This is a genomic window from Mesorhizobium sp. B2-5-4 (assembly GCF_006441095.1).
Classification (GTDB): Bacteria; Pseudomonadota; Alphaproteobacteria; order Rhizobiales; family Rhizobiaceae; genus Mesorhizobium; species Mesorhizobium salmacidum.
In genome coordinates this window covers 229,453-251,970 of sequence record NZ_VFUR01000005.1, presented here as the reverse complement: position 1 = coordinate 251,970, position 22,518 = coordinate 229,453, and the positions used below count along the sequence as shown (strand labels likewise).

The 22,518-nt window shown below is 64.1% G+C and carries 17 protein-coding genes; 7 read left to right on the top strand and 10 right to left on the bottom strand.

The genetic code is table 11. The features are described from left to right. Positions 1–129: 129 nt before the first annotated feature. On the bottom strand, positions 130–408 hold the full coding sequence (locus FJ492_RS08740) for a hypothetical protein (RefSeq protein WP_140769526.1): 279 nt from the start codon (positions 406–408) through the stop codon (positions 130–132). A 198-nt stretch (positions 409–606) separates the two neighbouring features. Here FJ492_RS08740 and typA point away from each other — a divergent pair, with 198 nt between their 5' ends. Beyond that, positions 607–2,436 carry a translational GTPase TypA gene (gene typA / locus FJ492_RS08735; protein WP_027145159.1) on the top strand — a complete coding sequence of 610 codons (1,830 nt, stop codon included), beginning with the start codon at positions 607–609 and terminating at the stop codon, positions 2,434–2,436. 57 nt (positions 2,437–2,493) lie between these two features. Here the strand turns inward: typA and FJ492_RS08730 are convergent, their stop codons facing one another. After that, complete coding sequence (locus FJ492_RS08730; protein ID WP_140769524.1) at positions 2,494–3,120, bottom strand: DUF1062 domain-containing protein; 627 nt, start codon at positions 3,118–3,120, stop codon at positions 2,494–2,496. A 434-nt stretch (positions 3,121–3,554) separates the two neighbouring features. Here FJ492_RS08730 and FJ492_RS08725 point away from each other — a divergent pair, with 434 nt between their 5' ends. Next, positions 3,555–4,169 (top strand): LysE family translocator, encoded by a 615-nt coding sequence (locus FJ492_RS08725; RefSeq protein ID WP_140769522.1) that lies wholly within the window; start codon positions 3,555–3,557, stop codon positions 4,167–4,169. Between the two features lie 131 nt (positions 4,170–4,300). Here FJ492_RS08725 and FJ492_RS08720 read toward each other — a convergent pair whose 3' ends face one another. From FJ492_RS08720 to FJ492_RS08710, 3 genes are all read right to left on the bottom strand, one after another. Continuing rightward, positions 4,301–4,627 (bottom strand): hypothetical protein, encoded by a 327-nt coding sequence (locus FJ492_RS08720; RefSeq protein ID WP_027145156.1) that lies wholly within the window; start codon positions 4,625–4,627, stop codon positions 4,301–4,303. A gap of 195 nt (positions 4,628–4,822) precedes the next feature. Then, positions 4,823–6,643 (bottom strand): aromatic amino acid ammonia-lyase, encoded by a 1,821-nt coding sequence (locus FJ492_RS08715; protein ID WP_140769520.1) that lies wholly within the window; start codon positions 6,641–6,643, stop codon positions 4,823–4,825. 140 nt (positions 6,644–6,783) lie between these two features. Then, the gene (locus FJ492_RS08710) at positions 6,784–7,347 is read right to left on the bottom strand and encodes a peroxidase-related enzyme (RefSeq protein ID WP_140503915.1); all 564 of its coding nucleotides are present in this window, start codon (positions 7,345–7,347) and stop codon (positions 6,784–6,786) included. Positions 7,348–7,484: 137 nt separating this feature from the next. On the opposite strand from FJ492_RS08710, the gene FJ492_RS08705 reads away from it, so the two are divergent. Together FJ492_RS08705 and FJ492_RS08700 are read left to right on the top strand one after the other, a co-directional pair. Next, positions 7,485–12,272 (top strand): NAD-glutamate dehydrogenase, encoded by a 4,788-nt coding sequence (locus FJ492_RS08705; protein WP_140769518.1) that lies wholly within the window; start codon positions 7,485–7,487, stop codon positions 12,270–12,272. Between the two features lie 85 nt (positions 12,273–12,357). Next, complete coding sequence (locus FJ492_RS08700; RefSeq protein ID WP_140750565.1) at positions 12,358–13,734, top strand: MFS transporter; 1,377 nt, start codon at positions 12,358–12,360, stop codon at positions 13,732–13,734. Between the two features lie 50 nt (positions 13,735–13,784). Here the strand turns inward: FJ492_RS08700 and purH are convergent, their stop codons facing one another. Next, the gene (gene purH, locus FJ492_RS08695; RefSeq protein ID WP_140769516.1) at positions 13,785–15,401 is read right to left on the bottom strand and encodes a bifunctional phosphoribosylaminoimidazolecarboxamide formyltransferase/IMP cyclohydrolase; all 1,617 of its coding nucleotides are present in this window, start codon (positions 15,399–15,401) and stop codon (positions 13,785–13,787) included. Positions 15,402–15,551: 150 nt separating this feature from the next. On the opposite strand from purH, the gene FJ492_RS08690 reads away from it, so the two are divergent. Beyond that, positions 15,552–15,860, top strand: coding sequence for an antibiotic biosynthesis monooxygenase (locus FJ492_RS08690; RefSeq protein ID WP_140769514.1), 309 nt, complete (start codon positions 15,552–15,554; stop codon positions 15,858–15,860). A gap of 21 nt (positions 15,861–15,881) precedes the next feature. Here the strand turns inward: FJ492_RS08690 and FJ492_RS08685 are convergent, their stop codons facing one another. From FJ492_RS08685 to htpX, 3 genes are all read right to left on the bottom strand, one after another. Then, positions 15,882–17,606, bottom strand: coding sequence for a heparinase II/III family protein (locus tag FJ492_RS08685; protein ID WP_140750559.1), 1,725 nt, complete (start codon positions 17,604–17,606; stop codon positions 15,882–15,884). A gap of 140 nt (positions 17,607–17,746) precedes the next feature. Continuing rightward, entirely contained in the window at positions 17,747–19,138 is a 1,392-nt protein-coding gene (locus FJ492_RS08680; protein WP_181166610.1) for an RsmB/NOP family class I SAM-dependent RNA methyltransferase, read from the bottom strand. Beyond that, complete coding sequence (gene htpX / locus FJ492_RS08675; protein WP_140769510.1) at positions 19,135–20,154, bottom strand: zinc metalloprotease HtpX; 1,020 nt, start codon at positions 20,152–20,154, stop codon at positions 19,135–19,137. Before htpX ends, FJ492_RS08680 begins: the two co-directional genes overlap by 4 nt. Positions 20,155–20,259: 105 nt before the next feature. Between htpX and FJ492_RS08670 the strand changes: the two genes are divergently transcribed. Beyond that, positions 20,260–20,481, top strand: a complete 222-nt coding sequence (locus FJ492_RS08670; RefSeq protein WP_027145146.1) for a DUF1674 domain-containing protein — start codon at positions 20,260–20,262, stop codon at positions 20,479–20,481. Between the two features lie 158 nt (positions 20,482–20,639). Here the strand turns inward: FJ492_RS08670 and FJ492_RS08665 are convergent, their stop codons facing one another. Next, positions 20,640–21,305 carry an HAD-IA family hydrolase gene (locus tag FJ492_RS08665; protein ID WP_140503902.1) on the bottom strand — a complete coding sequence of 222 codons (666 nt, stop codon included), beginning with the start codon at positions 21,303–21,305 and terminating at the stop codon, positions 20,640–20,642. Between the two features lie 170 nt (positions 21,306–21,475). Here FJ492_RS08665 and FJ492_RS08660 point away from each other — a divergent pair, with 170 nt between their 5' ends. Next, on the top strand, positions 21,476–22,345 hold the full coding sequence (locus FJ492_RS08660) for a transglutaminase family protein (protein ID WP_140769508.1): 870 nt from the start codon (positions 21,476–21,478) through the stop codon (positions 22,343–22,345). Positions 22,346–22,518: the final 173 nt, after the last annotated feature.

Here is a 22,518-nt window from a genome sequence, read left to right as displayed (position 1 = left end):
GCTTCCTGCGCTTCCGGTGCTCACGTACAAAGGTACGCTCCGCTCCGGTTCTCGGATCCACCATTTTCGACTCGGCCTGACCTGAATCTCAACACGCCTCAGCGTGTAAGAACTGGCGCGAGAGGCGTCTCAGTCGGGGTAGCAGACCATTGGAATGTTGGGCCAAACCGCCGCATCGCAGTTGGCGCTGGCCTGTCTCTGCTTGAAGGCGGCGCTGACCGGGCCGGTGACCACCGGGTCGACGCCGTCGGGCGCGTCGGCAAAGGCCTGCTGCGCGGAAGGCGTATCAGGCAGGACAGACCGCGCTTCCTTCAGCGTCGCGGCCGACTGCGCAGCGTTGGCCGCCAGCAGGACGGCAAAGGCAGCGGACGCGATCAGCGGCCAAAATCGGTTGAGTTTATCGGTCATGACGTTCGAACTGCCCGGGGCCTTAAAAGGTTCCCGCCTTGGTTAACAAAATCATTTCACACGCAGATGCTTAAGATTTGATGAGTATTTGGTGTCGCGCGTCCCCTTTCGCAACTGCGAAAAACCCTGTATGAGCCGCGCAACCGAAAGAGGCAGCGCCCTTGGCCTGCTGCCTGCAACGCTTCCGAGACCAGAATCATGAACCTCCGTAATATCGCGATCATCGCGCACGTCGACCATGGAAAGACCACCCTGGTCGATCAGCTTTTGAAACAGTCCGGCTCCTTCCGCGACAACCAGCGCGTCGCCGAGCGCGCCATGGATTCCAACGATCTCGAAAAGGAACGCGGCATCACCATCCTGGCCAAGGCGACCTCGGTCGACTGGAAGGACACCCGCATCAACATCGTCGATACCCCAGGCCACGCCGATTTCGGCGGTGAGGTCGAGCGCATCCTGTCGATGGTGGATTCGGCCATCGTGCTGGTCGACGCCGCCGAAGGGCCGATGCCGCAGACCAAGTTCGTCGTCGGCAAGGCGCTCAAGGTCGGCTTGAAGCCGATCGTCGTCATCAACAAGATCGACCGTCCCGACGCGCGCCATGTCGAGGTGGTCAACGAGGTGTTCGACCTGTTCGCCGCGCTCGACGCCACCGACGAGCAGCTCGACTTCCCGATCCTCTATGGTTCGGGCCGCGACGGCTGGGTGTCGGAAAACCCGGAAGGGCCCAAGGACCAGCAGCTCGCGCCGTTGTTCGACCTCGTCATCAAGCATGTGCCGGCGCCGACCGTCCATCCCGGTCCGTTCCGCATGATCGGCACCATCCTGGAAGCCAATCCGTTCCTCGGACGCATCATCACCGGCCGCATCGAGAGCGGCACGCTGAAGTCCAACCAGGCCGTCAAGGTGCTGCACAATGACGGCACCCAGATCGAAACCGGCCGCATCTCCAAGATCCTCGCTTTCCGTGGCCTCGAGCGCCAGCCGATCGAAGAAGCGCAGGCGGGTGACATCGTCGCCATTGCCGGCCTGTCCAAGGGGACCGTCGCCGACACGTTCTGCGACCTGGCGGTGACCGAGGCGCTGCATGCACAGCCGATCGATCCACCGACCGTGACCATGTCCTTCCTCGTCAACGACAGCCCGCTGGCCGGCACCGAAGGCGACAAGGTGACCAGCCGCGTCATTCGCGACCGGTTGCTTCGGGAAGCCGAAGGCAATGTCGCGCTCAAGATCGAGGAATCGCCCGACAAGGATTCGTTCTTCGTCTCCGGACGTGGCGAATTGCAGCTCGCCGTGCTGATAGAGACGATGCGCCGCGAAGGCTTTGAAATCGCCGTCTCGCGTCCGCGCGTCGTCATGCAGAAGGGCGAGAACGGCGAATTGCTGGAGCCGGTCGAGGAAGTCGTGATCGACGTCGACGAGGAGCATGCCGGCGTCGTCGTGCAGAAGATGTCGGAACGCAAGGCCGAAATGGTCGAACTGCGCCCGTCGGGCGGCAACCGCCAGCGTATCGTCTTCCACGCGCCGACGCGCGGCCTGATCGGCTACCAGTCGGAACTTTTGACCGATACGCGTGGCACCGCCGTGATGAACCGGCTGTTCCATGCCTATGAACCCTACAAGGGCGAATTGCCCGGCCGCACCAACGGCGTGCTGATCTCCAACGAGCAGGGCGAGTCGGTCGCCTATGCCATGTGGAACCTGGAAGACCGTGGCCCGATGGTCATCGATCCGGGCGTCAAGGTCTATCAGGGCATGATCATCGGCATCCACAGCCGGGACAACGATCTCGAAGTGAACGTGCTGAAGGGCAAGAAACTGACCAACATCCGCGCCGCCGGCAAGGATGAAGCGGTCAAGCTCACCCCGCCGATCCGCATGACGCTGGAGCGCGCATTGGCCTGGATCCAGGACGACGAGCTGGTCGAGGTGACGCCGAAGACCATCCGCCTGCGCAAGCTCTATCTCGACCCGAACGAGCGTAAGCGTTTCGAGAAGTCGTCCAAGGCGGTCGGCGCGGCGTAAGGTTTTCCTTTTTCGAGAACTGAGAGGGCGGAGCACCTGTGCTCCGCCCTTTTTCGTTCACCCACCAGCAGCCGAGATGATGGTCCGACGGTCGGGCTCGCCGGCGAGATGGATGCGGATTGTCGCTCCCTCTCGGGCTGGTTTGCGCAGGGCCTTTGCTCCATCCGGCTCGACGGTCAGCAACTTCCGTTCGTCCAGCGCCTGAAGCCGCGACCGCGAGATGCGAAGTTCGTTGGCAAGCAGCCGGTCGAGCCTCAGCGATACCGGCGTTTCCAGACCGAGCCGGAGTTCCAGCGCCGTCGCGTCTTCCTTCATCTCGCCGATCACCTGCTTGCGCACGGCGGCGTCAGGGAACTCCTCGACGCGTCCCACCTGTTTGCGCAGGGCAACGATGTCGAAGGCATGGCTCCGGACCAGTGCCGGATCATTGCTTTCGAGTGCCGCGAGCAGCGCCGGCGCGATGTCGCGGCGGTTGCAGCGCTCGAAAATACCGAAATTCCAGGAATTGTCGCAATCGACGCAACGATAGATCAGCCACACGTCGATGCGCTTGCCGTTGGCGTTGACGCGGAATTTCCCGCTGCAGCGATAGGCTTTCACGCAGCCGCAGCGATTGCAGTTGATCAGGGGGCGTGGTGCGATTTCAGGCGCGATCGTCCAGTGGACGCGCAGGGCCGAAGACATGCCGGTAAGTCCTTCCCGTAGGGAAGTTCATCCGGTCGGCGATGTCGAGATGCCCATGCGGGCGCGGCATGGCGGGTGGCTGCGGAAAATGTGAATACAAGTGTCGCTTGCAAAAAGCGCGCGACAGCGGTTCAGCAGTGCCAAACCGGTCTCGAACCGCCGCCCAGAAGAACACATGAAAACGAAACAGGCACTGCTGATGCGGCGCCATGCAGGTGTGTCGGGGGAGTTTGACGAGACCGGCGGTTACTGAGGCAAAGTGAGGCTCGAAATTGTTTCGCGGCGGCCCTTCTAGCGGCGTGACGCCGGGTCTGCAAGGGGCTCCGCGAGCACACGGCAGGTCAGCGCCCGCGGCCCATATTGTCTTGCCTTTGCCAGAGCCGCAGCTGTCGGGTTATTGTGGCTGATCGAGCCCCAACGCAGAGACCCTCGCCATGCACCTCGCCTCACTGCTGATCTTCGCCGCCGCCTTGTTCGTGGCCGCCGGTTCGCCCGGTCCGTCGATCGCGGCGCTCGTCGCGCGCGTCATCTCGAAAGGGTTTCGCGATGTGTTTCCGTTCCTGCTTGCCATGTGGATCGGCGAAGGCATCTGGCTGTCGCTGGCTGTGTTCGGGCTGGCGGTGGTGGCGCAGACCTTCCATCTCGCTTTCGTCATGGTGAAATGGGTTGGCGTCGCCTATCTCGCCTACCTCGCCTGGAAGATGTGGACGGCGCCCGTCGACGCCAAGGAAGGCGAGATGCCGCGCGAGGATTCGGCCGGCAAGCTGTTCTTCGCCGGCATGGCCGTCACGCTCGGCAATCCCAAGATCATGATGTTCTATCTGGCGCTGTTGCCGACCATCATAGACCTCGCTTCGGTCAGCCTCGTCGGCTGGGTCGAACTGACGGCGACCATGGCGGTGGTGCTGATCGCTATCGATTTCGCCTGGGTGCTTGCCGCCTCGCAGGCGCGCAAGCTGCTCAGGAGCAAGCGCGCCATGAAGATCGCCAACCGCGTCAGCGCCACGACAATGGCCGGTGCCGCGGCGGCCATCGCGGCGCGGTCCTAGGGCAGTTCGCCGTTTTATGGAAACGTCGAACCACTCTAGCTCTTTTTTAACGCAATTCCTTAGGGAAAGCGCTACGCGCTTCTCCGGGGAAAACCGCTTCGCACTTTTCCTGGAATTGCTCTAAGCAGGCGTCAGCCCATCATGTTGATGATCGGCGCGATCTCGACGTTGCAGTTCGGCTCCATCAGGATCGGACACTCCCTGGCCTTGCTGGCCGCATCATCGATGTCCTTCGCCTCGATGATCGAATAGCCGCCGGTCGGGTTGCTGCCGCCATTGTTCTCGACCTTGCCGCCGGGCAGCACCGTCTTCGACATGCCGACAGGATTGCCGCGCTCGACCACGGCCGAGCCGAGTTTTCCGAACCAGCCTGTCCAGGCGTCGGTCATTGCTTTGCGGTCCGCTTCGTTCGCCGGCATCTTGCCCGAGCCATGATAGATGTAGAGAAACTTTGCCATGCTCTCCTCCCTGATCAGCGGCATCGAACCGACATGCGGTCATGCCGCCTGCCGATCATCCGGCCAAAATGACCAGCAGGCAATGAAAATTCGCCAGCGCTAATATTCGTCTCCGCGAGGTGATCGCCATATGCTACTCGACCGTCCTGAAGGTGGGCATCGGTATCCTGGATACCCGCCTTGCGGCGGCCTTCATCACTTGGGTAGAACGCCGGCCGTCGGAAATGCGGCACTCTTCGGCGCCTGCGGTCCGCCGGGATAGAATTTCGAGGCCGGGTTCTCCTGCATGAAATCATAGGCGACCATGCCGAGCGGCCGCTTTTGCCGTTCCGATGCCGCCTGATGCCAGGGGATCACCTGGCGCAGCGCCTCGAGTGCCGCGGTTGGCGCCTCACCGAATTTCCGCTGCGGGTTCTGCGCCTTGCGGATTTCCATCCAATAGCTTGCCGTCAACAGGTCCTGAGCCAGCAGGTGAAACGACAGATCGACCGCTTCGCGGGCGCGTTGCGTTTTGATGCGGGTCTGCGCTTCGAGGTCCTCGACGGTGGCGACGATGGCCTGGCCATTCGGTGTCACCGGCGTGCCGAGGTCGGCCAGTTCCTGCCAAAGATCGGTCGGAAGATAGCCGTCGAAGGTCGGGATATCCTTGCGCTCTTCGGGCTTCAGCACATCGGCCGGCTTGACCACGGTGAAGAAGGGATTGCGGAAGCGCTCGATGCGCTGCGCCACCGCGACGCCAAGATTGGTGAGAGAGATGGTGAAAGCCTCGACCTGATTGGCCATGGGATAGGGATCCCAGTTGGCATTGGAGAAGATATAGCCGGACTTGCCGTTACTCAGCGGTCCGCCCTTGATGTAATATTTCAGGAATTGCGGTGTGCTCAGCTCGGGCGAGCTCTGCGGCGTCAGGCCCGGCAGCACGGCCGGATTGTGATCCGACGAGTTGATGGAGAGCAGCACGGATTGGCGCAGATCCGCCCAGGCCTGCCAGGCCGAGCCCTGGCGCTGGCTGGAGGCGCGCATGCTTTCCGGGTCCTGGATGATGCGGGCCGCATCCTCATCGAAGAGATAGCTGCCCTTGATCATGTCCATGATCCTCGCCGCATCCCATGTCAGCCACGGGTAAGGCCGCATGGATTGCACCGGCACCGATATCGGCGTCACGCTGGAATTCATGCCGTTCAGCCCCATGGCGTAGCTGAGGTCGGTCCATTCCAGCAGTTTTCGCGCGTCCTCAAGCAAAAGCACCGCGTGTGCCTGCGCGTAGGCATTGCTGCTGGTCAGCGCGGCCTGGTCGGCGGCGAACGGTTCGAGCGGCTTCAGGCCGGCCTGCGAAAGGGCCTGCGCGGCCGGCATGCGAACGCCGTTGAGGTAGGCCTCGCCTTCGCCGACCATGGCCGCGCCGATATTGCCGAGTGTCGCGAGGTCACCTTCGCCGAGCGTGCCGCGCGATTGCACGACCGGCGTCACCCGCTTGTTCAGCATGTCGAGGAGCATATGCGTCAGCTGCGGGCTGGCGGCTTCGTAGGACATGGTGTTGGCGCGGATCGCCATGATCGCGCGCACGAGCGCCTCCTCCTGCAGCTCCGGCCCGTAGCCTCTGTTGACCCCGCCCTTGAAGCGGGCGAGCTGCTGATCCTTGAGGAGCTTGCTGTTTTCCGGCGTCGTCGGGTCGCCGGAGAAGATCACCGTTTCGCGCTGGTCGCCGGCGCCACGGTTGAACCAGTAGATCGTGATACCTTCGGCGGCACCCTCGAGCAGCAGGCCGTAGGCATCCGCCGAGCGCTGCAGCGCTTCCGGGCTGAGTTCGACCTTGGCGCCGTTGCGGGCGATGTCGATGACTTGGTCGATGGTCAGGTCGTGGCCGGTCAACGTTACTGTCTTGGCCGCCGCCGTTTCGAAAATGGGCTGGTAGGCTGTCGCCGGCTCGAATGCATGGGCGGGTGGGGATGCGAGCGCCAGCGTCATGGTCAGGGCGCAAAGAACAATCCTGGGTTTGGCGATTCGGTCAAGCATAAGGGCTCCCATTCTCGAAGCGCTAGCCTCGGGCACGAAGTTTCACCCCTCGGAAATTTTGTTTCCCGGAAACCTAGCCGGCAGTGTCTGCCTGTCAACGCTTGATGAGAACGAGGACCGATGGTGGAGCGCGCGTGGCCCTATCGCGCCATGGCGTGATATTCGTCGTTCGGCCGCATGTCGATCGCGGCCGCGACACGATTCGACATGTTGAAGAAGGCCGCGGTCGAGGCGATGTCCCAGATGTCGCGATCACTGAAGCCGGCCTGGCGCAATGCAGCGCGGTCGGCCTCGACGATCCTGGCCGGCTCTTGCGTCAACTTGACGGCGAATTCGAGCATCGCCGTTTGCTTCGGGGAAAGGTCGGCCGCGCGGAAATTCATCACCATCATCTCGCCGAGCAAGGGATCGCCCGAGAGCTGACGCACCGCAGCGCCATGGGCGGTCAGGCAATAGTAGCAGTGGTTGATGGAGGAGACGGCGACAGCGATCATCTCGCGTTCCAGCTTCGACAGGCCGGATTCGCCCAGCATCAGGTCGTTATACATGTCGGTGAAGGCGCGCAGCTTCTTGTCGTCGAAGGCATAGGCCCTGAGCACGTTGGGGACGAGCCCGAGCTTTTCCTCGCATTTGGCGAAATAGGCTTTTGTCGGCTCGCTCAGCTCTCCCGAGGCCAAGTCAAGCGCGGTGATTTTGCCGGTCATGGATCATTTCTCCTCGTCAGGCGATGCCTTGCCGCCGAATTCCGATAATTCTTAGCAAGCCGTCAAACCTTTGTCGCCAAACAGCGGTCATCTGCTACCATAGTCGCAAAAGCATGCGACGGGAGGGAAGAAGCGTCATGGCCAGTGTGAAGTCCGCAGCCAAGTCGAAGAAGAAGGCACCTGCGGCGAAGATCGAGGACAGACCGGCCAGGCTCACTGATTACCTGCTCGCCCGCGCGCCGGCGGAGGATATCGCCGCCTACGACGTGACGGACCTCGAACGTGCCGCCGATCTCGCCGGCCAGGCGGTCGCCGTTCACAAAAAGGGTGAGTGCGTCGTCGCCGTCGAAGCCGATTCGGGCGTCGTTCGCGAAGGCCGCCCGGTGACCGTCATCACGGTCGTCAACGACAACATGCCGTTCCTGTTCGATTCCATCCTCGGCGAGGTCACAGAGACATCAGGTGAACCGACCCTGGTCACCCATCCGGTGATCACGGTTCGCCATGGCAAGACGGGTGTGGACGAAATCCTCGGCGACGGCAATTTCGCCAAGGACGACGGCAGCCACGACCGGCTGAGCGTGATACATGTGCATATTCCCCGGCTGACGCCCGAACAGGCAAATGGCTTGACCGAGCGGCTGCGCAAGATGCTTGGACAGGTCCACGCCGCGGTCAACGACTGGCGGCCGATGCTGGCCCGGCTCGATCAGGCAATCTCCGAATTCCGCTATTCGGCGGTGCCGCTCGACAAGAAGAGCGTCGCCGAGGCCATCGCCTTCCTGGAGTGGCTGCGCGACGACAACTTCACCTTCCTCGGCATGCGTGAATTCAAATATACCGGCGGCGAGGAAAGCGGCAATCTGGAACGCGCCGAAAAGCCCGGCCTCGGCATCCTGACCGACCCGGACGTGCTGGTGCTGAGGCGCGGGACCGAGGCGGTGACGACGACGCCGGAAATCCGTGCTTTCCTGCACGGACCGGAGCCGCTGATCGTCACCAAGGCCAATGCAAAGTCGCTGGTGCACCGGCGCATCTATCTCGACTACATCGGCGTCAAGACCTACACCGCCAAGGGTGCGCTGGCGGGCGAACTGCGCATCGTCGGCCTGTTCACCTCGACCGCCTATACGCGGTCGGTGATGAAGATCCCGTATCTGAGGTCCAAGGCCGAAACCATCATCGCCAAGTCCGGGTTCGACCGCCATGACCACTCCGGCAAGGCGCTGATCAACGTGCTGGAAAGCTACCCGCGCGACGAGCTGTTCCAGGTGCCGGTTCCGATCCTGCGCAAGCATGCCGCTGCCATTCTCGGCCTGGTCGAACGGCCCCGCGTGCGAGCGCTGGTGCGCGCCGACCAGTTCGACCGTTTCGTCTCGATCCTCGTCTTCGTGCCGCGCGACCGCTACGACAGCGTCGTGCGCGAGAAGATCGGCGCCTATCTGAAAACCGTGTTCGAGGGCCGGCTGTCGGCCTACTACCCGGCCTTCCCCGAAGGCGGGCTGGCGCGCGTTCACTTCATCATCGGCCGCTCCGGCGGCAAGACGCCGAAGGTCGAGCAGGCGACGATAGAGGCGGCGATCCGCGACATCGTGCGCACCTGGGAAGATGCGCTTGCCGACGCAGCGGAAGCCAGCGGCAGCGACCCGGCATTGAAAGCGATCGCCGCGCGGCTGCCGGAGAGCTACCGGGATACGTTCAGCGCGGCGGTGGCGCTGGCCGACGCCGGGCGTATCGCCAAGATCAGCGCCGGCAATCCGATCGCCATCGACTATTACCGCCATGCCGAGCAGAAGCCACACCAGGCGGCGCTGAAGATCTATCACCATGGCAGCCCGGTGGCGTTGTCGCGGCGCGTTCCGGTGCTGGAGAACATCGGCTTCCGTGTCATCAGTGAGCGCACCTTCGAGGTCGGCGACGACCAGTCGGGCTTGGTCTTCATCCACGACATGGAGCTGGAGAACAGCTACGGCAAGCCGATCGACCTCGCCGACGGCGGCGCGCTGTTCGAGGACGCTTTCCTGTCGGTATGGCGCGGCGATGTCGACAATGATGGCTATAATGGCCTTGCCCAGACCGCCGGCCTGTGGTCGGGCGAGATCACGATCCTGCGCGCCTATGGCCGCTATTTGCAGCAGGTCGGCATTCCGCAGAGCCAGGATTTCATTGCCGCGGCGCTCAACCGCTATCCCGAGATCGCGCGCGGCCTGCATGACCTGTTCATCGCGCGGCTCGGCCCGACGGCGGAAACGGAAGGCGTGGTGGCGGCCAAGCACCTCAAGGCCAAGATCAGGGATGCGCTGGAAGATGTGCCCAACATCGACGACGACACCATCATCCGTCGCTATTTAAATCTGATCGAAGCCTCGCTGCGCACCAATCATTTCGTTGCCGATACGAAAGAGAAAGGCCAGTCGCTGGCGATCAAGCTCGAATCGCAGGCGGTCGAGGGATTGCCGGCGCCGCGGCCATGGCGGGAAATCTTCGTCTACGGCTCCGAGGTCGAAGGCCTGCATCTGCGCTTCGGCCCGGTGGCGCGTGGCGGCTTGCGCTGGTCGGACCGCGCCCAGGACTACCGCACCGAAGTGCTCGGCCTGGTCAAGGCGCAACAGGTCAAGAATGCCGTCATCGTGCCTGTCGGCGCCAAAGGCGGCTTCTATCCCAAGAAGCTGCCGATGAGCGCCGGCCGCGACGCCATTTTCGAGGCCGGCACCTCGGCTTACAAGAACTTTGTCTCCAGCCTGCTGTCGATCACCGACAATATCGGCCTGGACGGCGTCATTCCGCCGGCCGGCGTAGTGCGCCGCGACCAGGACGATCCTTATTTCGTCGTCGCCGCCGACAAGGGCACGGCGACCTTCTCCGACACCGCCAACGCCATCTCGGAGAAGCACGGCTTCTGGCTCGACGATGCCTTCGCCAGCGGCGGTTCGGCCGGCTACGACCACAAGAAGATGGGCATCACCGCCAAGGGCGCCTGGGAAGCGGTCAAGCGGCATTTCCGCGAGATGAACCGCGATGTCCAAACCTCGCCGTTCTCTGTTGTCGGTGTCGGTGACATGTCGGGCGACGTGTTCGGCAACGGCATGCTGTTGTCGCCGAAAACGCGGCTGATCGCCGCCTTCGACCATCGCGACATCTTCATCGATCCGGATCCTGACATGGCGGCCTCGATGGCCGAGCGCGAGCGCATGTTCGCGTTGCCGCGTTCGAGCTGGCAGGACTATGACAAGACCAAGCTGTCGGAAGGCGGCGTCATCGTCTCGCGCAACCAGAAGTCGATCACCTTGCCGGCGGCCGCGGCGGTCGCGATCGGCCTCGCCAAGACGACCGCCACGCCGGTCGAGATCATGACCGCCATCCTCAAGGCGCCGGTCGACCTGTTGTGGTTCGGCGGCATCGGCACGTATCTCAGGGCGTCGACCGAAACCAATGCCGAGGTCGGCGACCGCGCCAACGATGCCGTCCGCATCACCGCGCTCGACGCGCGCGCCAAGGTGATCGGCGAGGGCGCCAATCTCGGTGTGACGCAGCGCGCACGCATCGAGTTCGGCATGAATGGCGGCCGCTGCAATTCCGACGCCATCGACAATTCGGGCGGCGTCAACTGCTCCGACGTCGAGGTCAACATCAAGATCGCGCTGGCGTCCGCCATGCGCAAGGGATCGCTGACACGTCCGGCGCGCAACAAGCTGCTGGCCGAGATGACCGACGAGGTTGGCGGCCTGGTGCTGTCCAACAACTACCAGCAGACGCTGGCGCTTTCGATCGCCCGCAAGCGCGGTCTCGCCGACATCGCGCATCAAAGCCGCTTCATGACGGCGCTGGAGGCGCGCGGCCTGCTCGATCGTGTGGTCGAGACGTTGCCGTCGCCGGTAGCTCTTGCCGAGCGCGAGGCACGCGGCGAGCCGCTGACCCGGGCCGAGCTTGGCGTTCTGCTCGCATATGCCAAGATCGTGCTGTTTTCCGACATCGTCGCCAGCGACGTGCCGGACGATGCGCATTTCGACCGCGATCTGATGGGCTATTTCCCGGACCGGATGGCGAAGAAATACGCTTCCGAGATCCACGGTCATCGGCTGCGCCGCGAGATCATCGCCCGTGTCGTGGCCAACGACCTGGTCAATCGCGGAGGGCCGTCCTTCGTCAACCGGCTGCAGGAAGCGACGGGGCGCACTGCCGCCGATGTGGTGCGCACCTTCGCCGTGGTGCGCGATGGCTTTGCGCTGCCGGCGCTCTATCGCGAGATCGACGCGCTCGACAACCAGATCGACGGCCAGGTGCAGCTCGATCTCTACCAGATGGTGAGCCGGCTCATCTATATGAGCAGCGGCTGGTATCTGAAGAACGATGCCGGCACGGCACCGCTCGGCCAGCGCATCGCCGAACTGCAGGAGGCGCGCAAGGCGCTGGAGCCCAAACTGGTATCGCTGCTGCCGGCTTTTTCCCGCGAGCGGATCGAGGAGAAGCGGCACGGGCTGTTCAAGGCTGGCGCCCCGGAGAAGCTGGCCGAGCAGCTGGCGATGAGCGAGGCGGCGGAGCTCATCCCCGATATCGCGCTGACGGCGCGCACCGCCGGTGCCGATATTGTCGCGGCCGCCAGGGCGTTCTTCGCCGTCAGCGACGCCTTCCGCATCCCGCGCGTCGAGGATGCGGCGCGCTCGATCACGCCTTCGGACTATTATGATCAACTCGCTCTGTCCCGCGCCACCGACACGATCGGCGCGGCACGGCGCGGTATCGCGGTCGCCGCGCTCACCGGCCAGTCCAAGGCGGCCGATCCGGTGGCGGCCTGGCTCGAAGCCGGCGGCGAGCGGGTGGCGCGCATCCGCGATCGGCTACAGGCGCTGACGGAAGGCGGCGACATCACCGTGTCGCGGCTGTCGGTTGCGTCGGGCCTGATGAGCGATTTGACGGGAATGTGAGCCAGCGCTTGTCCATTTGCATGAATATTCGAAACATGCAGACATGGCGCCCGAAATGGGCGGAGCGGGTGCCGGGGGAATCACTATGGCGGTAGAGACAATCCAGCGGGCGTCCGGGCGCGGCATTTGGGGGTGGATGTTCTTCGACTGGGCGGCGCAGCCGTTCTTCACGGTCGTCACCACCTTCATTTTCGGCCCCTATTTCGTTTCGCGCATGGCGGGCGATCCCACCACCGGCCAAGCCGTCTGGGGCTATGGCATCGCCGCTGCCGGGCTGGTCATCGCGGTGCTGTCGCCGATCCTCGGTTCGATCGCCGACCAGACCGGACCGCGCAAGCCATGGATCGCCTTCTTCGCCGCGATCAAGGTCACCAGTCTCACCTTGCTCTGGTTCGCCGCGCCCGGCTCGAACCTGTTCCTGATCGTGGCGCTGTTCTCGCTGGCATCGGTGGCGGCGGAGTTTTCTACCGTCTTCAATGATTCCATGATGCCGCGCCTGGTGCCGAAGAGCGAGATCGGCCGCATCTCCAACGTGGCCTGGGGCCTCGGTTATCTCGGTGGCATGATCGCACTGATCTTCGTCGTCACCTGCCTGGCCGGCTCGCCGGAAACCGGCAAGACGATCATCGGCATCACCCCATTGTTCGGTCTTGACCCGCAGCTGGGCGAGGATGCCCGCGCCACCGGGCCGCTGTCGGCCGGATGGTATTTCCTGTTCATCCTGCCGATGTTCTTCTTCACGCCCGACGCCATCAAGGGCATCCCGATCGGGCCGGCGGTGCGCGAAGGCCTGTCGGAGCTGAAATCGACGCTGGCCGAGGTGCGCAAGCGTGGCGGCATCTTCCGCTTCCTCGTCGCCCGCATGATCTACCAGGACGGCGTCAATGCGCTGCTGGCGCTGGGCGGCACCTTCGCGGCGGGCATGTTCCAATGGTCTATCACCGAGATCGGCATGTTCGGCATCATCCTCAACGTCGTCGCCATCTTCGGTTGCTGGATCGCGGCGCGGCTCGACACCGGCCTGGGTTCCAAGGCGGTGGTGATGATTTCGTTGGTCATGCTGTCCATCGCCACCATCGGCGTCGTCTCGACCGGCCCGGGCTTCACGCTGCTTGGCCTGATCCAGCTTTCGACCGCCGACTCGGGAGGCCTGTTCGGCACGGCGGCCGAAAAGGCCTACATCATGTACGGCCTGCTGATCGGCCTGGCTTTCGGGCCGGTGCAGGCGTCGTCGCGCTCCTACATGGCGCGCAGCGTGACCGCAGCCGAATCCGGCCGCTATTTCGGCATCTATGCGCTAGCCGGCCGCGCAACCAGTTTCCTGGCGCCGTTCATGGTGGCGACGATTACCGCAACCAGCGGCTCGGCGCGGCTCGGCATGGCGGCGATTATCCTGTTCCTGGCCATCGGCATGGCGATCCTGGTTCGCACGCCGTATCCGGCGGATCGGCCAGTTGAATAGCAGCGCCTCTTCCTTCTCCCACAACAACAAGGGAGAAGGGAAGAAGCTCCTCAATGCCGGAAATGCCGCACGCCTGTGAACACCATGGCGATGCCGTGTTCGTCGGCGGCGGCGATGACGTCGTCGTCGCGCATCGAACCGCCCGGCTGGATCACGGCGGTGGCACCGGCTTCGATGGCCGACAGCAGGCCGTCGGCGAAGGGAAAGAAGGCGTCCGAAGCGACCACCGAGCCCTTGGTCAACGGCTCCGCCATGCCTGCCGTCTCCGCCGCGTCGACCGCCTTGCGCGCGGCGATGCGTGAGGAATCGACCCGGCTCATCTGGCCGGCGCCGATGCCGACGGTGGCACCGTCCTTGGCATAGACGATGGCGTTCGACTTGACGTGCTTGGCGACGCGGAAGGCGAATTTCAGATCGGCCATTTCGCTGGGCGTCGGCGCGCGCTTCGTCACCACCTTCAGATCGAGGTCGTCGACCACGGCGTTGTCGCGGCCCTGGACGAGCAGGCCACCGGAAACCGACTTGACCGTCGTGCCTGCCGTGCGCGGGTCGGGCAGGCCGCTGGTGACCAGCAGGCGCAAATTCTTCTTTGCAGCTATGATTGCCGCGGCCTCGTCGGTGGCGTCGGGGGCGATGATCACCTCGGTGAAGGTTTTCACGATTTCCTCGGCCGCCTCGGCGTCAAGGGTGCGGTTCAAGGCGACGATGCCGCCGAAGGCCGAGACCGGGTCGCAGGCGAGCGCCTTGGCGTAGGCCGCTTTCAGCGACGTACCTTCGGCCACGCCGCACGGATTGGCGTGCTTGATGATGGCGACGGCGGCCGAGCGGTTCGGATCGAACTCGCCGGCCAGTTCGAAGGCGGCGTCGGTGTCGTTGATGTTGTTGTAGGATAGTTGCTTGCCCTGCAGCTGCCGCGCCGTGGCGACGCCCGGCCGTTTGTCGCCATTGACGTAGAAGCCGGCATCCTGATGCGGGTTTTCGCCGTAGCGCATGACCTCGGCAAGCCTGCCGCCGAAGGCGCGCCAGGTCGGATGCTCGATCTCCAGCGCCTCGGCGAACCAGCCCGAGATCGCCGCGTCATAAGTGGCGGTGCGGGCGAAGGCCTTGGCCGCCAGCTTCTTGCGGAAATCCAGCGACAGCGAGCCGATGTTCATCTCCAGCGCGTTGAGCACCGCGGCGTAGTCGCCGGGATCGGTGACAATGGCGACATAGGCATGGTTCTTGGCCGAGGCACGGATCATCGCCGGGCCGCCAATGTCGATATTCTCGACGATCGCCGCGTAGTCGGCGCCGGAGCGGCGGACCTCCTCGAACGGATAAAGATTGGAGACGACAAGATCGATCGGCTCGATGCCGTATTTGCGCATCGCCAATGTATGCTCGGGATCGTCGCGCACGCCAAGCAGCGCGCCGTGCACGGACGGGTGCAACGTCTTGACGCGGCCGTCCATGATCTCGGGAAAACCGGTGAGCTCGGAGACATCGCGCACCGCCATGCCGGCTTCGGCGATCGCTTTTGCCGTGCCGCCGGTGGAGACGAGCTCGACGCCGGCCGCGGCCAGTGCCCTGGCGAAATCGATCAGCCCGGTCTTGTCGAAGACGGAGAGCAAGGCACGGCGGACGGGAACGAGGTCCGGGGCGGGAATGTTCTTGGCGGCGACGGCCATTGGCTGGCGGCCTTTCACGGCTGGTGTGATGGATGCCCCGCGCCGTAGCATATGAGGCCCGGAAATCAAGCGTGGCGCGTCATTCGACGGTTTCATATGAAATTGAGGGCATCCAGTATAGGCTCATGTGCTCGCGATGGAGGAAAACCTATGGCATTCGTGCGTATTGGCCAGTTCAGGGCGTTGCCGGACACGACGGAGCGGGTGCGGGACGTCTACGAGGCCGAGGCGATCCCCGCCATCCGCGCTGCCAAGGGCAATATCAGCGCCGTTCTGCTGCAGCAGCACCAGGCGCGCGACACGTTCATGGCAATCACCGTTTGGAGCACGGCAGAGGATGCCGAGCGCTATGACCGAAGCGGCGAGGCGGCGGCGATGGTCGACAAGATCCGCTTCGCCTTCGCCGGCCCGCCATCGCTCAGCACCTATGACGCCTTCGGTATCCCGCAGCAGGCTTGAGCCGACTGGTTTGGCGGCGGTTCAGTTGTTTTCGGGATAACCGGCGATCTTTGTCCGCGTCAGCTGCCAATGGACTTCGGCAATGTCGGACGCCTTGAAGGCGAGCACGATCTGGCGGCTGCGGCGCGGCCCGCCCAGACCGGCGAAATAGATCGATTCCTCAACTTCGGGCACCACCTCGTCCGAGGTGAACACCCAGGTGTCGGCCAGATCGGCGGTCAGCACCAGCCGCTCCTGTTCGTCCTGCAGCAGATTGATGTCCGGATGGACGTGAAAGCGCACCGTGATGAAATCGCGGCCGCTGTTGCGGATCGCGGCGTTGCCGGGTCGCTGGAACCGGTCCCGGCCCGCCAGCACATTGCCGTCCGAGGAGAGTTTCAGCTCACGTTCGTGCAGGAAGCCGAAACGCTGCAGATACCCGTCATGACGGGCGATGAAGCCGTGGACGCCCTTCTGGTCGATGCGCTTGCACTGCACTTGCTGCGGGCCGCCGATCAATGGTGATCCCAACTGGTCGTTGACCCGCAGCGCGTGGGTGAAACGCGCCGAAGACGTGTCGTTGATGGTGGCTGTCGAATGCGCTGCGGTGGCGCGGGCCAGTGGCCGGAACTCCGCGGCGCCGTAGGTGTCGATGCCGGCATTGACGATATAGTGCTGGCGGCCCGACGACAGTTCGAAGGCGAGGCAGCCGGCATGGGCTGCATTGGACACGTCGACCGGCGGCGGCAGGCCGGTATCGGCGATCACGGTGGTGCCGCCGATCGCCAGCCGTTCATAGCCCGAATGCGGTGCATGCAGCAGCGGGGAGCCGGCGGTGTCGTCATGGCGCAGGATGGTGGCGATGCGGTCATGGATTGTGGCGCCCATACCGTTGAAGCGGGCGAGGCTGCCATCCTGATGGCGGAAGAAGCGCAGCGCCGGCAGCATGCGGTCAATGGCGCCGATCAGCGCCTGCGGCGGCGCTTCGGCCTGGTTGGCGTAGGTCTGGCGCAGCGGCAGGAGGTCGGCGAGGATTTCCAGCACAGCCATTGGATTGCGCGAGATATGGCCGCCGTCGGCAAGGATCTGGCGATTGAGTTCCCCGGCAAGGTTGCGGGTGGCGCCGCGCAGCGCGGAAGCCGGCGCCGGCAGGGACAGTGCCGCGAAGGCCAGCGCGATACGGGCGCGCAGCCGATCCTTGCCGTCGGGCATTTCGCGCGCCATCGACCTGAGATAGCGGATCTGCATGGCGAGCGATTTCAGGAAAGCGCGGTAAAAGGGGAACTCGGCGCCCTGCAGCACGACGGAGGAATGCTGCAGCCAGGCGATGATGCGTTTGGCCGTCGTGCCTGGCTCCCAGGCGATGCCTGAAATATGGTTGCCATGCATGGCGATCCAGTCGGAGACGAGCGCGCGGGCGTTTGCCGCGGCGAGCTCCGTGCCAGCGGCACGCATGTGGCGCAGCCAGCGGAAGCCATGCAGCGTCTTCTGCCACCCGTGATTGGGGACATTGATCTGGAAAGGGGATTTGCCGCCGGTCTCGACCAGATGGCCAGATAGGGGATAGCGGCCGTAATAGATCTCGAGTGCGATCTGCGGGTCGGCGAGGCGCAGGTCCGGCGGCGCGATCAGGACACGTTCGGGCGTGCGGCCGGAATAGCGCCAGCGATAGACCGGGCTGGCACGCAGGCGCCGGCGCGTCTTGCGCCAGAACTCCTTCGCGACCAGCGTCCACAGACGCGTCGTGTTGCTGGCAGCCAGTGCCAAAACCCCTCCTGATCGTCCTCTACCCCAAGCACAAGCTTATATGATTCAAGAATTTATGCGAAGGCGAATTCCATAGGACGGCGCCGGGTCCCCTGCTTTTGGACCGGTTCCTTCCTAAAAAAATCTGCAAATCCCAGTGCTTAGGCCGAGGTTCGACGCATGCGCGCGGCGAAGAAGCCGTCCAGACCGGAGCACTCCGGCGCGCCGAGGTCAAGATCGGCGGGCGTGGTGCGCAGTGTGCCTTGCGGCGTCAGGAACGAATCGATGCCGGCGATCTCGCCTTGCCGCAGCGGATCGTCAATGACCGCAGCCGTGTCCTTGAGAAAGGAACGATGCAGTTCTTCGCCCTCGATCGGATCGAGGGAACAATTCGAAAAGACGATCCTACCGCCGGGCCTGACCAGTGTAACGGCGCGCGCGAGCAGCCTGCGTTGCAAGTCGGCGAGTTTTTCGACGTCCGCCGCCGTCTTGGTCCACGGCACGTCCGGATGCCGCCGCACCGTGCCCGTCGAGGAACATGGCGCATCGAGCAGCACGGCGTCGAACAATTCGCTGGGCTCGTATTTGAGCAGATCGGCCTGGACGATGTCGGCGGAGAGGCCGAGGCGGCCGAGATTCTGCGCCAGCCGCGCCAGGCGGTTCTTCGAGGTGTCTACCGCTGTGACCCTGGCGCCAGCGAGAATGAGCTGCGCGGTCTTGCCGCCGGGCGCTGCGCAAAGGTCGGCGACGCGCAGGCCGGCGACATCGCCGAACAACCGGGCGGGAAGGCTGGCCGCAGCATCCTGGACCCACCATGCCCCCTCCGCGAAGCCCGGCAATTCCGTGACGGCGCAGGCTAGCTTCTCCACCCGAACCGTTCCGGTGGGCAGGACAATGCCGCCGAGCTTTTCGGCCCAGAGTTCGGCATCGGCCTTGACCGAGAAATCGACCGGCGCCTCGTGGCGATGGGCAGCCAGGATCTGCCGGGCCTTCTCGGTGCCATAGGCGGCCTTCAGCCGGTCGGAAAACCATTTTGGCGCTTCGTCTGTGGCGGCAAGCGCGGCCGGAAGCTCGGCTTCCTTGGCTCGCGCCAGCGTGCGCAGCACGCCGTTGACCAGGCCGGAAAAACGCTGCGTGCGGGGGTCGGACTTGGCGTGGGTCACGGCTAGGTCGACGGCGGCGCTGTCGGGAATGTCGAGGAACAGGATCTGCGCTGCCGCCACATGCAATATGTGCGACAAGGCGGTCGCGTTGGGCGGCAGCGGCTTTTCCAGGCGCCGCGCCAGCAGTCCCGAGATGGTCATGCGGTAGCGCAGCGCGGTTACCAGTATGGCGCGCACCAGGCCACGGTCGCGCAAATCGAGGACCCTGTATTGCGGATGGCCGTTCTCGTGGTCGGTCAGGCCATCAAGCGGCGTGCGGGCATCGATGACTGCGGCCAGCAGCCGCGCCGCAGCCTTCCGCGCGGCGAGGCCGGCAACGAACTCGCCGCCGGCATTGTGTTCCTGATCGCCTGCAACCGTGCGTCGAGGTGCTCTGCCCGCCACGCTCACGACCACCGGCCCTTGGGCCCGGTCGGGTTGCGACCCCACGGATTGGATTTCGGGCTGGCCGGTTCGGCCGGCTGTTCCGGTTCGGCCGGCTTGCCCCACGGTCCAGCTGCTTGCGGCTCGTCCATTAGCGGTGGCGTCGGTGCCTGCCGCTGCGCGGTTCGCGGAGCGCCATCGCCCATCTGCCGCGCCATTGCCTGCAGGGCGGCGATGCGGTTGTCGGTGCTCGGATGGGTGGAGAACAGACTGTCCATGCGCTCGCCATGCAGGGGGTTGATGATGAAGAGATGCGCCATCGCGGGATTGCGCTCGGCATCGGGGTTGGGAATGCGTTCGGCCCCGCGGGCGATCTTGTCAAGCGCGGAGGCCAGCCATAGCGGGTGTCCACAGATTTCGGCGCCGCGCCGGTCGGCCTCGTATTCGCGGGTGCGGCTGACCGCCATCTGCACGATCATGGCCGCGAAGGGCGCGACGATCATCGCCGCCAGCACGCCGACAAAGCCGAACGGGTTGTTGTCGCGGTTGCCGCCAAGGAAAAAGGCGAAATTCCCGAGCATCGAGATGGCACCGGCAAAGGTGGCGACGATGGTCATGGTCAGCGTGTCGCGGTGCTGGACGTGGGCGAGCTCATGCGCCATCACGGCGGCGACCTCTTCATGGGTCAGCCGCTGCAGCAGGCCGGTGGAGGCGGCGACGGCCGCGTTCTGCGGATTGCGGCCGGTGGCAAAGGCATTCGGCTGCGGATTGTCGATCAGATAGGTTTTCGGCATCGGCAGCCCGGCCTGTTTGGCCAGTGCCTGGACGATGGCGTAATATTCCGGCGCGTTCTTCTCGTCGACCTCGACGGCGCGGTTCATCGACAGCACCATCTTGTCGGCGTTCCAGTAGCTGAACAAATTGGTGCCGGCAGCGACCAGCAGGGCGATCATCATGCCGCCCGAACCGCCGATCAGGAAGCCGACGCCCATGAACAGCGCAGTCATGGCGGCGAGAAGCATGGCGGTGCGAATGGTGTTCATCGTCTGCTCCTGTCCGGATGGTGGTGAAAAAGGGTCGATCCTCGTGACGTCATCGCTATATGATGGGAAACGCCTGTTCCTGTTTCAATCCGCTCGAGATATCGCATGAACGATGAAACCAGTAAAACGCCAGCCGGCACGGATGACGGCGAGCCGCCAAAAGAGCTGACGCCCGCCGCCCGCCGCGCGCTGCAGGAAGCCGAGGCAAGGCGGCAAGACTACCGCCGCAAGGAAGCAGCACTGCCCCGGGAAATCGGCGGCCGCGGCGGCAAGGAACCCGGCCGCTATGGCGACTGGGAGGTCAAAGGCCTGACCAGCGACTTCTAGAGTGTGTTGATATTCAGATGAGACCGGCCTGCAAACGGAAGCTGCCTGCGCTTCCGTTGCTCACATATACCTCAGTACGCTCCGTTCCGGTTCTCGGCAGCTTCCGTTTTCGACTCGGCCTGACCTGAATCTCGGCACACTCCAGGCCGCGCTGCACTCTAAGCTGCGTTGCGCTGGGGCTCGAGCGCAACCCAGCCGCGTTCGTCGACGGTGATGTCGATGTCATCGTAACCGGCGATCGTGGCATGCTGTGTTGCCAGGGGATGCTGGTGCGTGGCGTTGATCACCATGACCGACGCTCCCGCCGCCTCCGCCGCCGCGATGCCAGCCGGGGCATCCTCGAACACCAGGCAGTCACGCGCGTCGAAGCCAAGCCGTCTTGCGCCGAGCTGGAAACAGTCGGGCGCCGGCTTGCCACGGGAAACATCCTCCGCCGCGACGAGGACCCCAGGGACAGGAATGCCGGCGACCTTCATGCGTGCAAGCGCCAACGAGCGTGGCGCCGAGGTTACGATCGCCCAGCGCTCCGGCGGCAGCGCGTTGAGAAACGCCACGGCACCGGAGATCTGGAGGATGCCCTCGAGATCGTCGGCCTCGGCCTTCAGCAGTAAATCGGCTTCGTGTGTCGGGTCGACGCCCGGGAGTGCAAGGGCGGTGATGGTCTCGATCGCCCGCACGCCATGAATTGTCGGCAGGAAGGCCGCGACGTCGAGGCCGTGGCGCAGCGCCCAGTCGCCCCAGACCCGCTCCGCCGAGGCGATGGAATTGATGAGCGTGCCGTCCATATCGAAGAGGAAGGCGGCGAATTTTTTGCCAGCAAACATGATTTTCCTTGAAGTCCGGGGGAGGGTGTCGAGGGAGGACGCAACCGTAACGCCAAGGTGCCGACATGAAAAGCGCGAGAGCGCTTTTGGGTCGCGATCCAGGGAACCACCGTCACCTCGCAACGTTTGAAATCGTACAATTCCCATCACGCGAACCAGGGACGACGCCCATGCTGATACGCCTCGGCTACGAGATCGCGATTGAATGCGCCGAGGCAACCCCGGTGATTTCTCTGCTCGAAATCCACAAGGACAGGCGGGCCGACATCAAGCGGCAGACACGTGTGCTCATCTCGCCATCGGTGCCGACCAGGCTCTATCACGACCTGCATGGCAATGCCTGCCGCCGTTTCACCGCGCCCGCCGGCGGCTTTCGCATCCTCTACGACGCGGTTGTCGAGGACAGTGGCGAGACGGACGAGGTCAACACGCTGGCCCGGGAAATGCCGGTCGGCGAGTTACCCGACGAGGTGCTCTTCTATCTCCTGGGCAGCCGCTATTGCGAGACAGATCATCTGAGCAATCTCGCCTGGCAGCTTTTCGGCCATCTTCCGTCCGGTTGGGCGCGGGTGCAGGCGATTGTCGACTATGTCCACAACCGCCTGTCCTTCGGCTATGGCTATGCGCGTTCGACCCGCACTGCCGCGCAGGCGCACGAGGAACGCGTCGGGGTGTGCCGCGACTTCGCCCATCTGGCCATCACGCTTTGCCGTTGCATGAACATTCCGGCGCGCTACGTGAACGGCTATCTCGGCGACATCGGCGTGCCGGCCGATCCGGCGCCGATGGATTTCTCGGCCTGGATGGAAGCGTTCCTCGACGGCAAGTGGTACACGTTCGATCCGCGCCATAACCGGCCCAGGGTTGGTCGCGTCGTCATCGCGCGCGGCCGCGACGCCACCGACGTTCCCTTGCTGCACAGTTTCGGCCCGCACCGGCTCACCTTGTTCAAGGTATGGACCTACGAACAGCAAGGCAGGCTGTTCAATCCACCCCACCGCGGTATCGACAGGACGGCCAGCGCGCAGATGCTGGCCTAGTTCTCGGCGTCAGCCATTTTCGACTCGGCCTGATCTGAATCTCAACGCGTTGGCTAATACATGTCGCCCGGAAGTGTCCTCGGTTCCGGGACAACGACACGCATTAAATCAGAAGCCTACAGCAGGTCGGGCGAATCCCATTCGCCGCGACATGCTGTAGGTTTGTGCCATGC

Coding starts and splice junctions, on each gene's coding strand:
- FJ492_RS08740 (WP_140769526.1), bottom strand. CDS start 408: ATGACCGATAAACTCAACCGATTTTGGCCGCTGATCGCGTCCGCTGCC.
- typA (WP_027145159.1), top strand. CDS start 607: ATGAACCTCCGTAATATCGCGATCATCGCGCACGTCGACCATGGAAAG.
- purH (WP_140769516.1), bottom strand. CDS start 15,401: ATGGCCGTCGCCGCCAAGAACATTCCCGCCCCGGACCTCGTTCCCGTC.
- FJ492_RS08720 (WP_027145156.1), bottom strand. CDS start 4,627: ATGGCAAAGTTTCTCTACATCTATCATGGCTCGGGCAAGATGCCGGCG.
- htpX (WP_140769510.1), bottom strand. CDS start 20,154: ATGAACACCATTCGCACCGCCATGCTTCTCGCCGCCATGACTGCGCTG.
- FJ492_RS08730 (WP_140769524.1), bottom strand. CDS start 3,120: ATGTCTTCGGCCCTGCGCGTCCACTGGACGATCGCGCCTGAAATCGCA.
- FJ492_RS08670 (WP_027145146.1), top strand. CDS start 20,260: ATGAACGATGAAACCAGTAAAACGCCAGCCGGCACGGATGACGGCGAG.
- FJ492_RS08690 (WP_140769514.1), top strand. CDS start 15,552: ATGGCATTCGTGCGTATTGGCCAGTTCAGGGCGTTGCCGGACACGACG.
- FJ492_RS08710 (WP_140503915.1), bottom strand. CDS start 7,347: ATGACCGGCAAAATCACCGCGCTTGACTTGGCCTCGGGAGAGCTGAGC.
- FJ492_RS08660 (WP_140769508.1), top strand. CDS start 21,476: ATGCTGATACGCCTCGGCTACGAGATCGCGATTGAATGCGCCGAGGCA.
- FJ492_RS08700 (WP_140750565.1), top strand. CDS start 12,358: ATGGCGGTAGAGACAATCCAGCGGGCGTCCGGGCGCGGCATTTGGGGG.
- FJ492_RS08665 (WP_140503902.1), bottom strand. CDS start 21,305: ATGTTTGCTGGCAAAAAATTCGCCGCCTTCCTCTTCGATATGGACGGC.
- FJ492_RS08715 (WP_140769520.1), bottom strand. CDS start 6,643: ATGCTTGACCGAATCGCCAAACCCAGGATTGTTCTTTGCGCCCTGACC.
- FJ492_RS08725 (WP_140769522.1), top strand. CDS start 3,555: ATGCACCTCGCCTCACTGCTGATCTTCGCCGCCGCCTTGTTCGTGGCC.
- FJ492_RS08705 (WP_140769518.1), top strand. CDS start 7,485: ATGGCCAGTGTGAAGTCCGCAGCCAAGTCGAAGAAGAAGGCACCTGCG.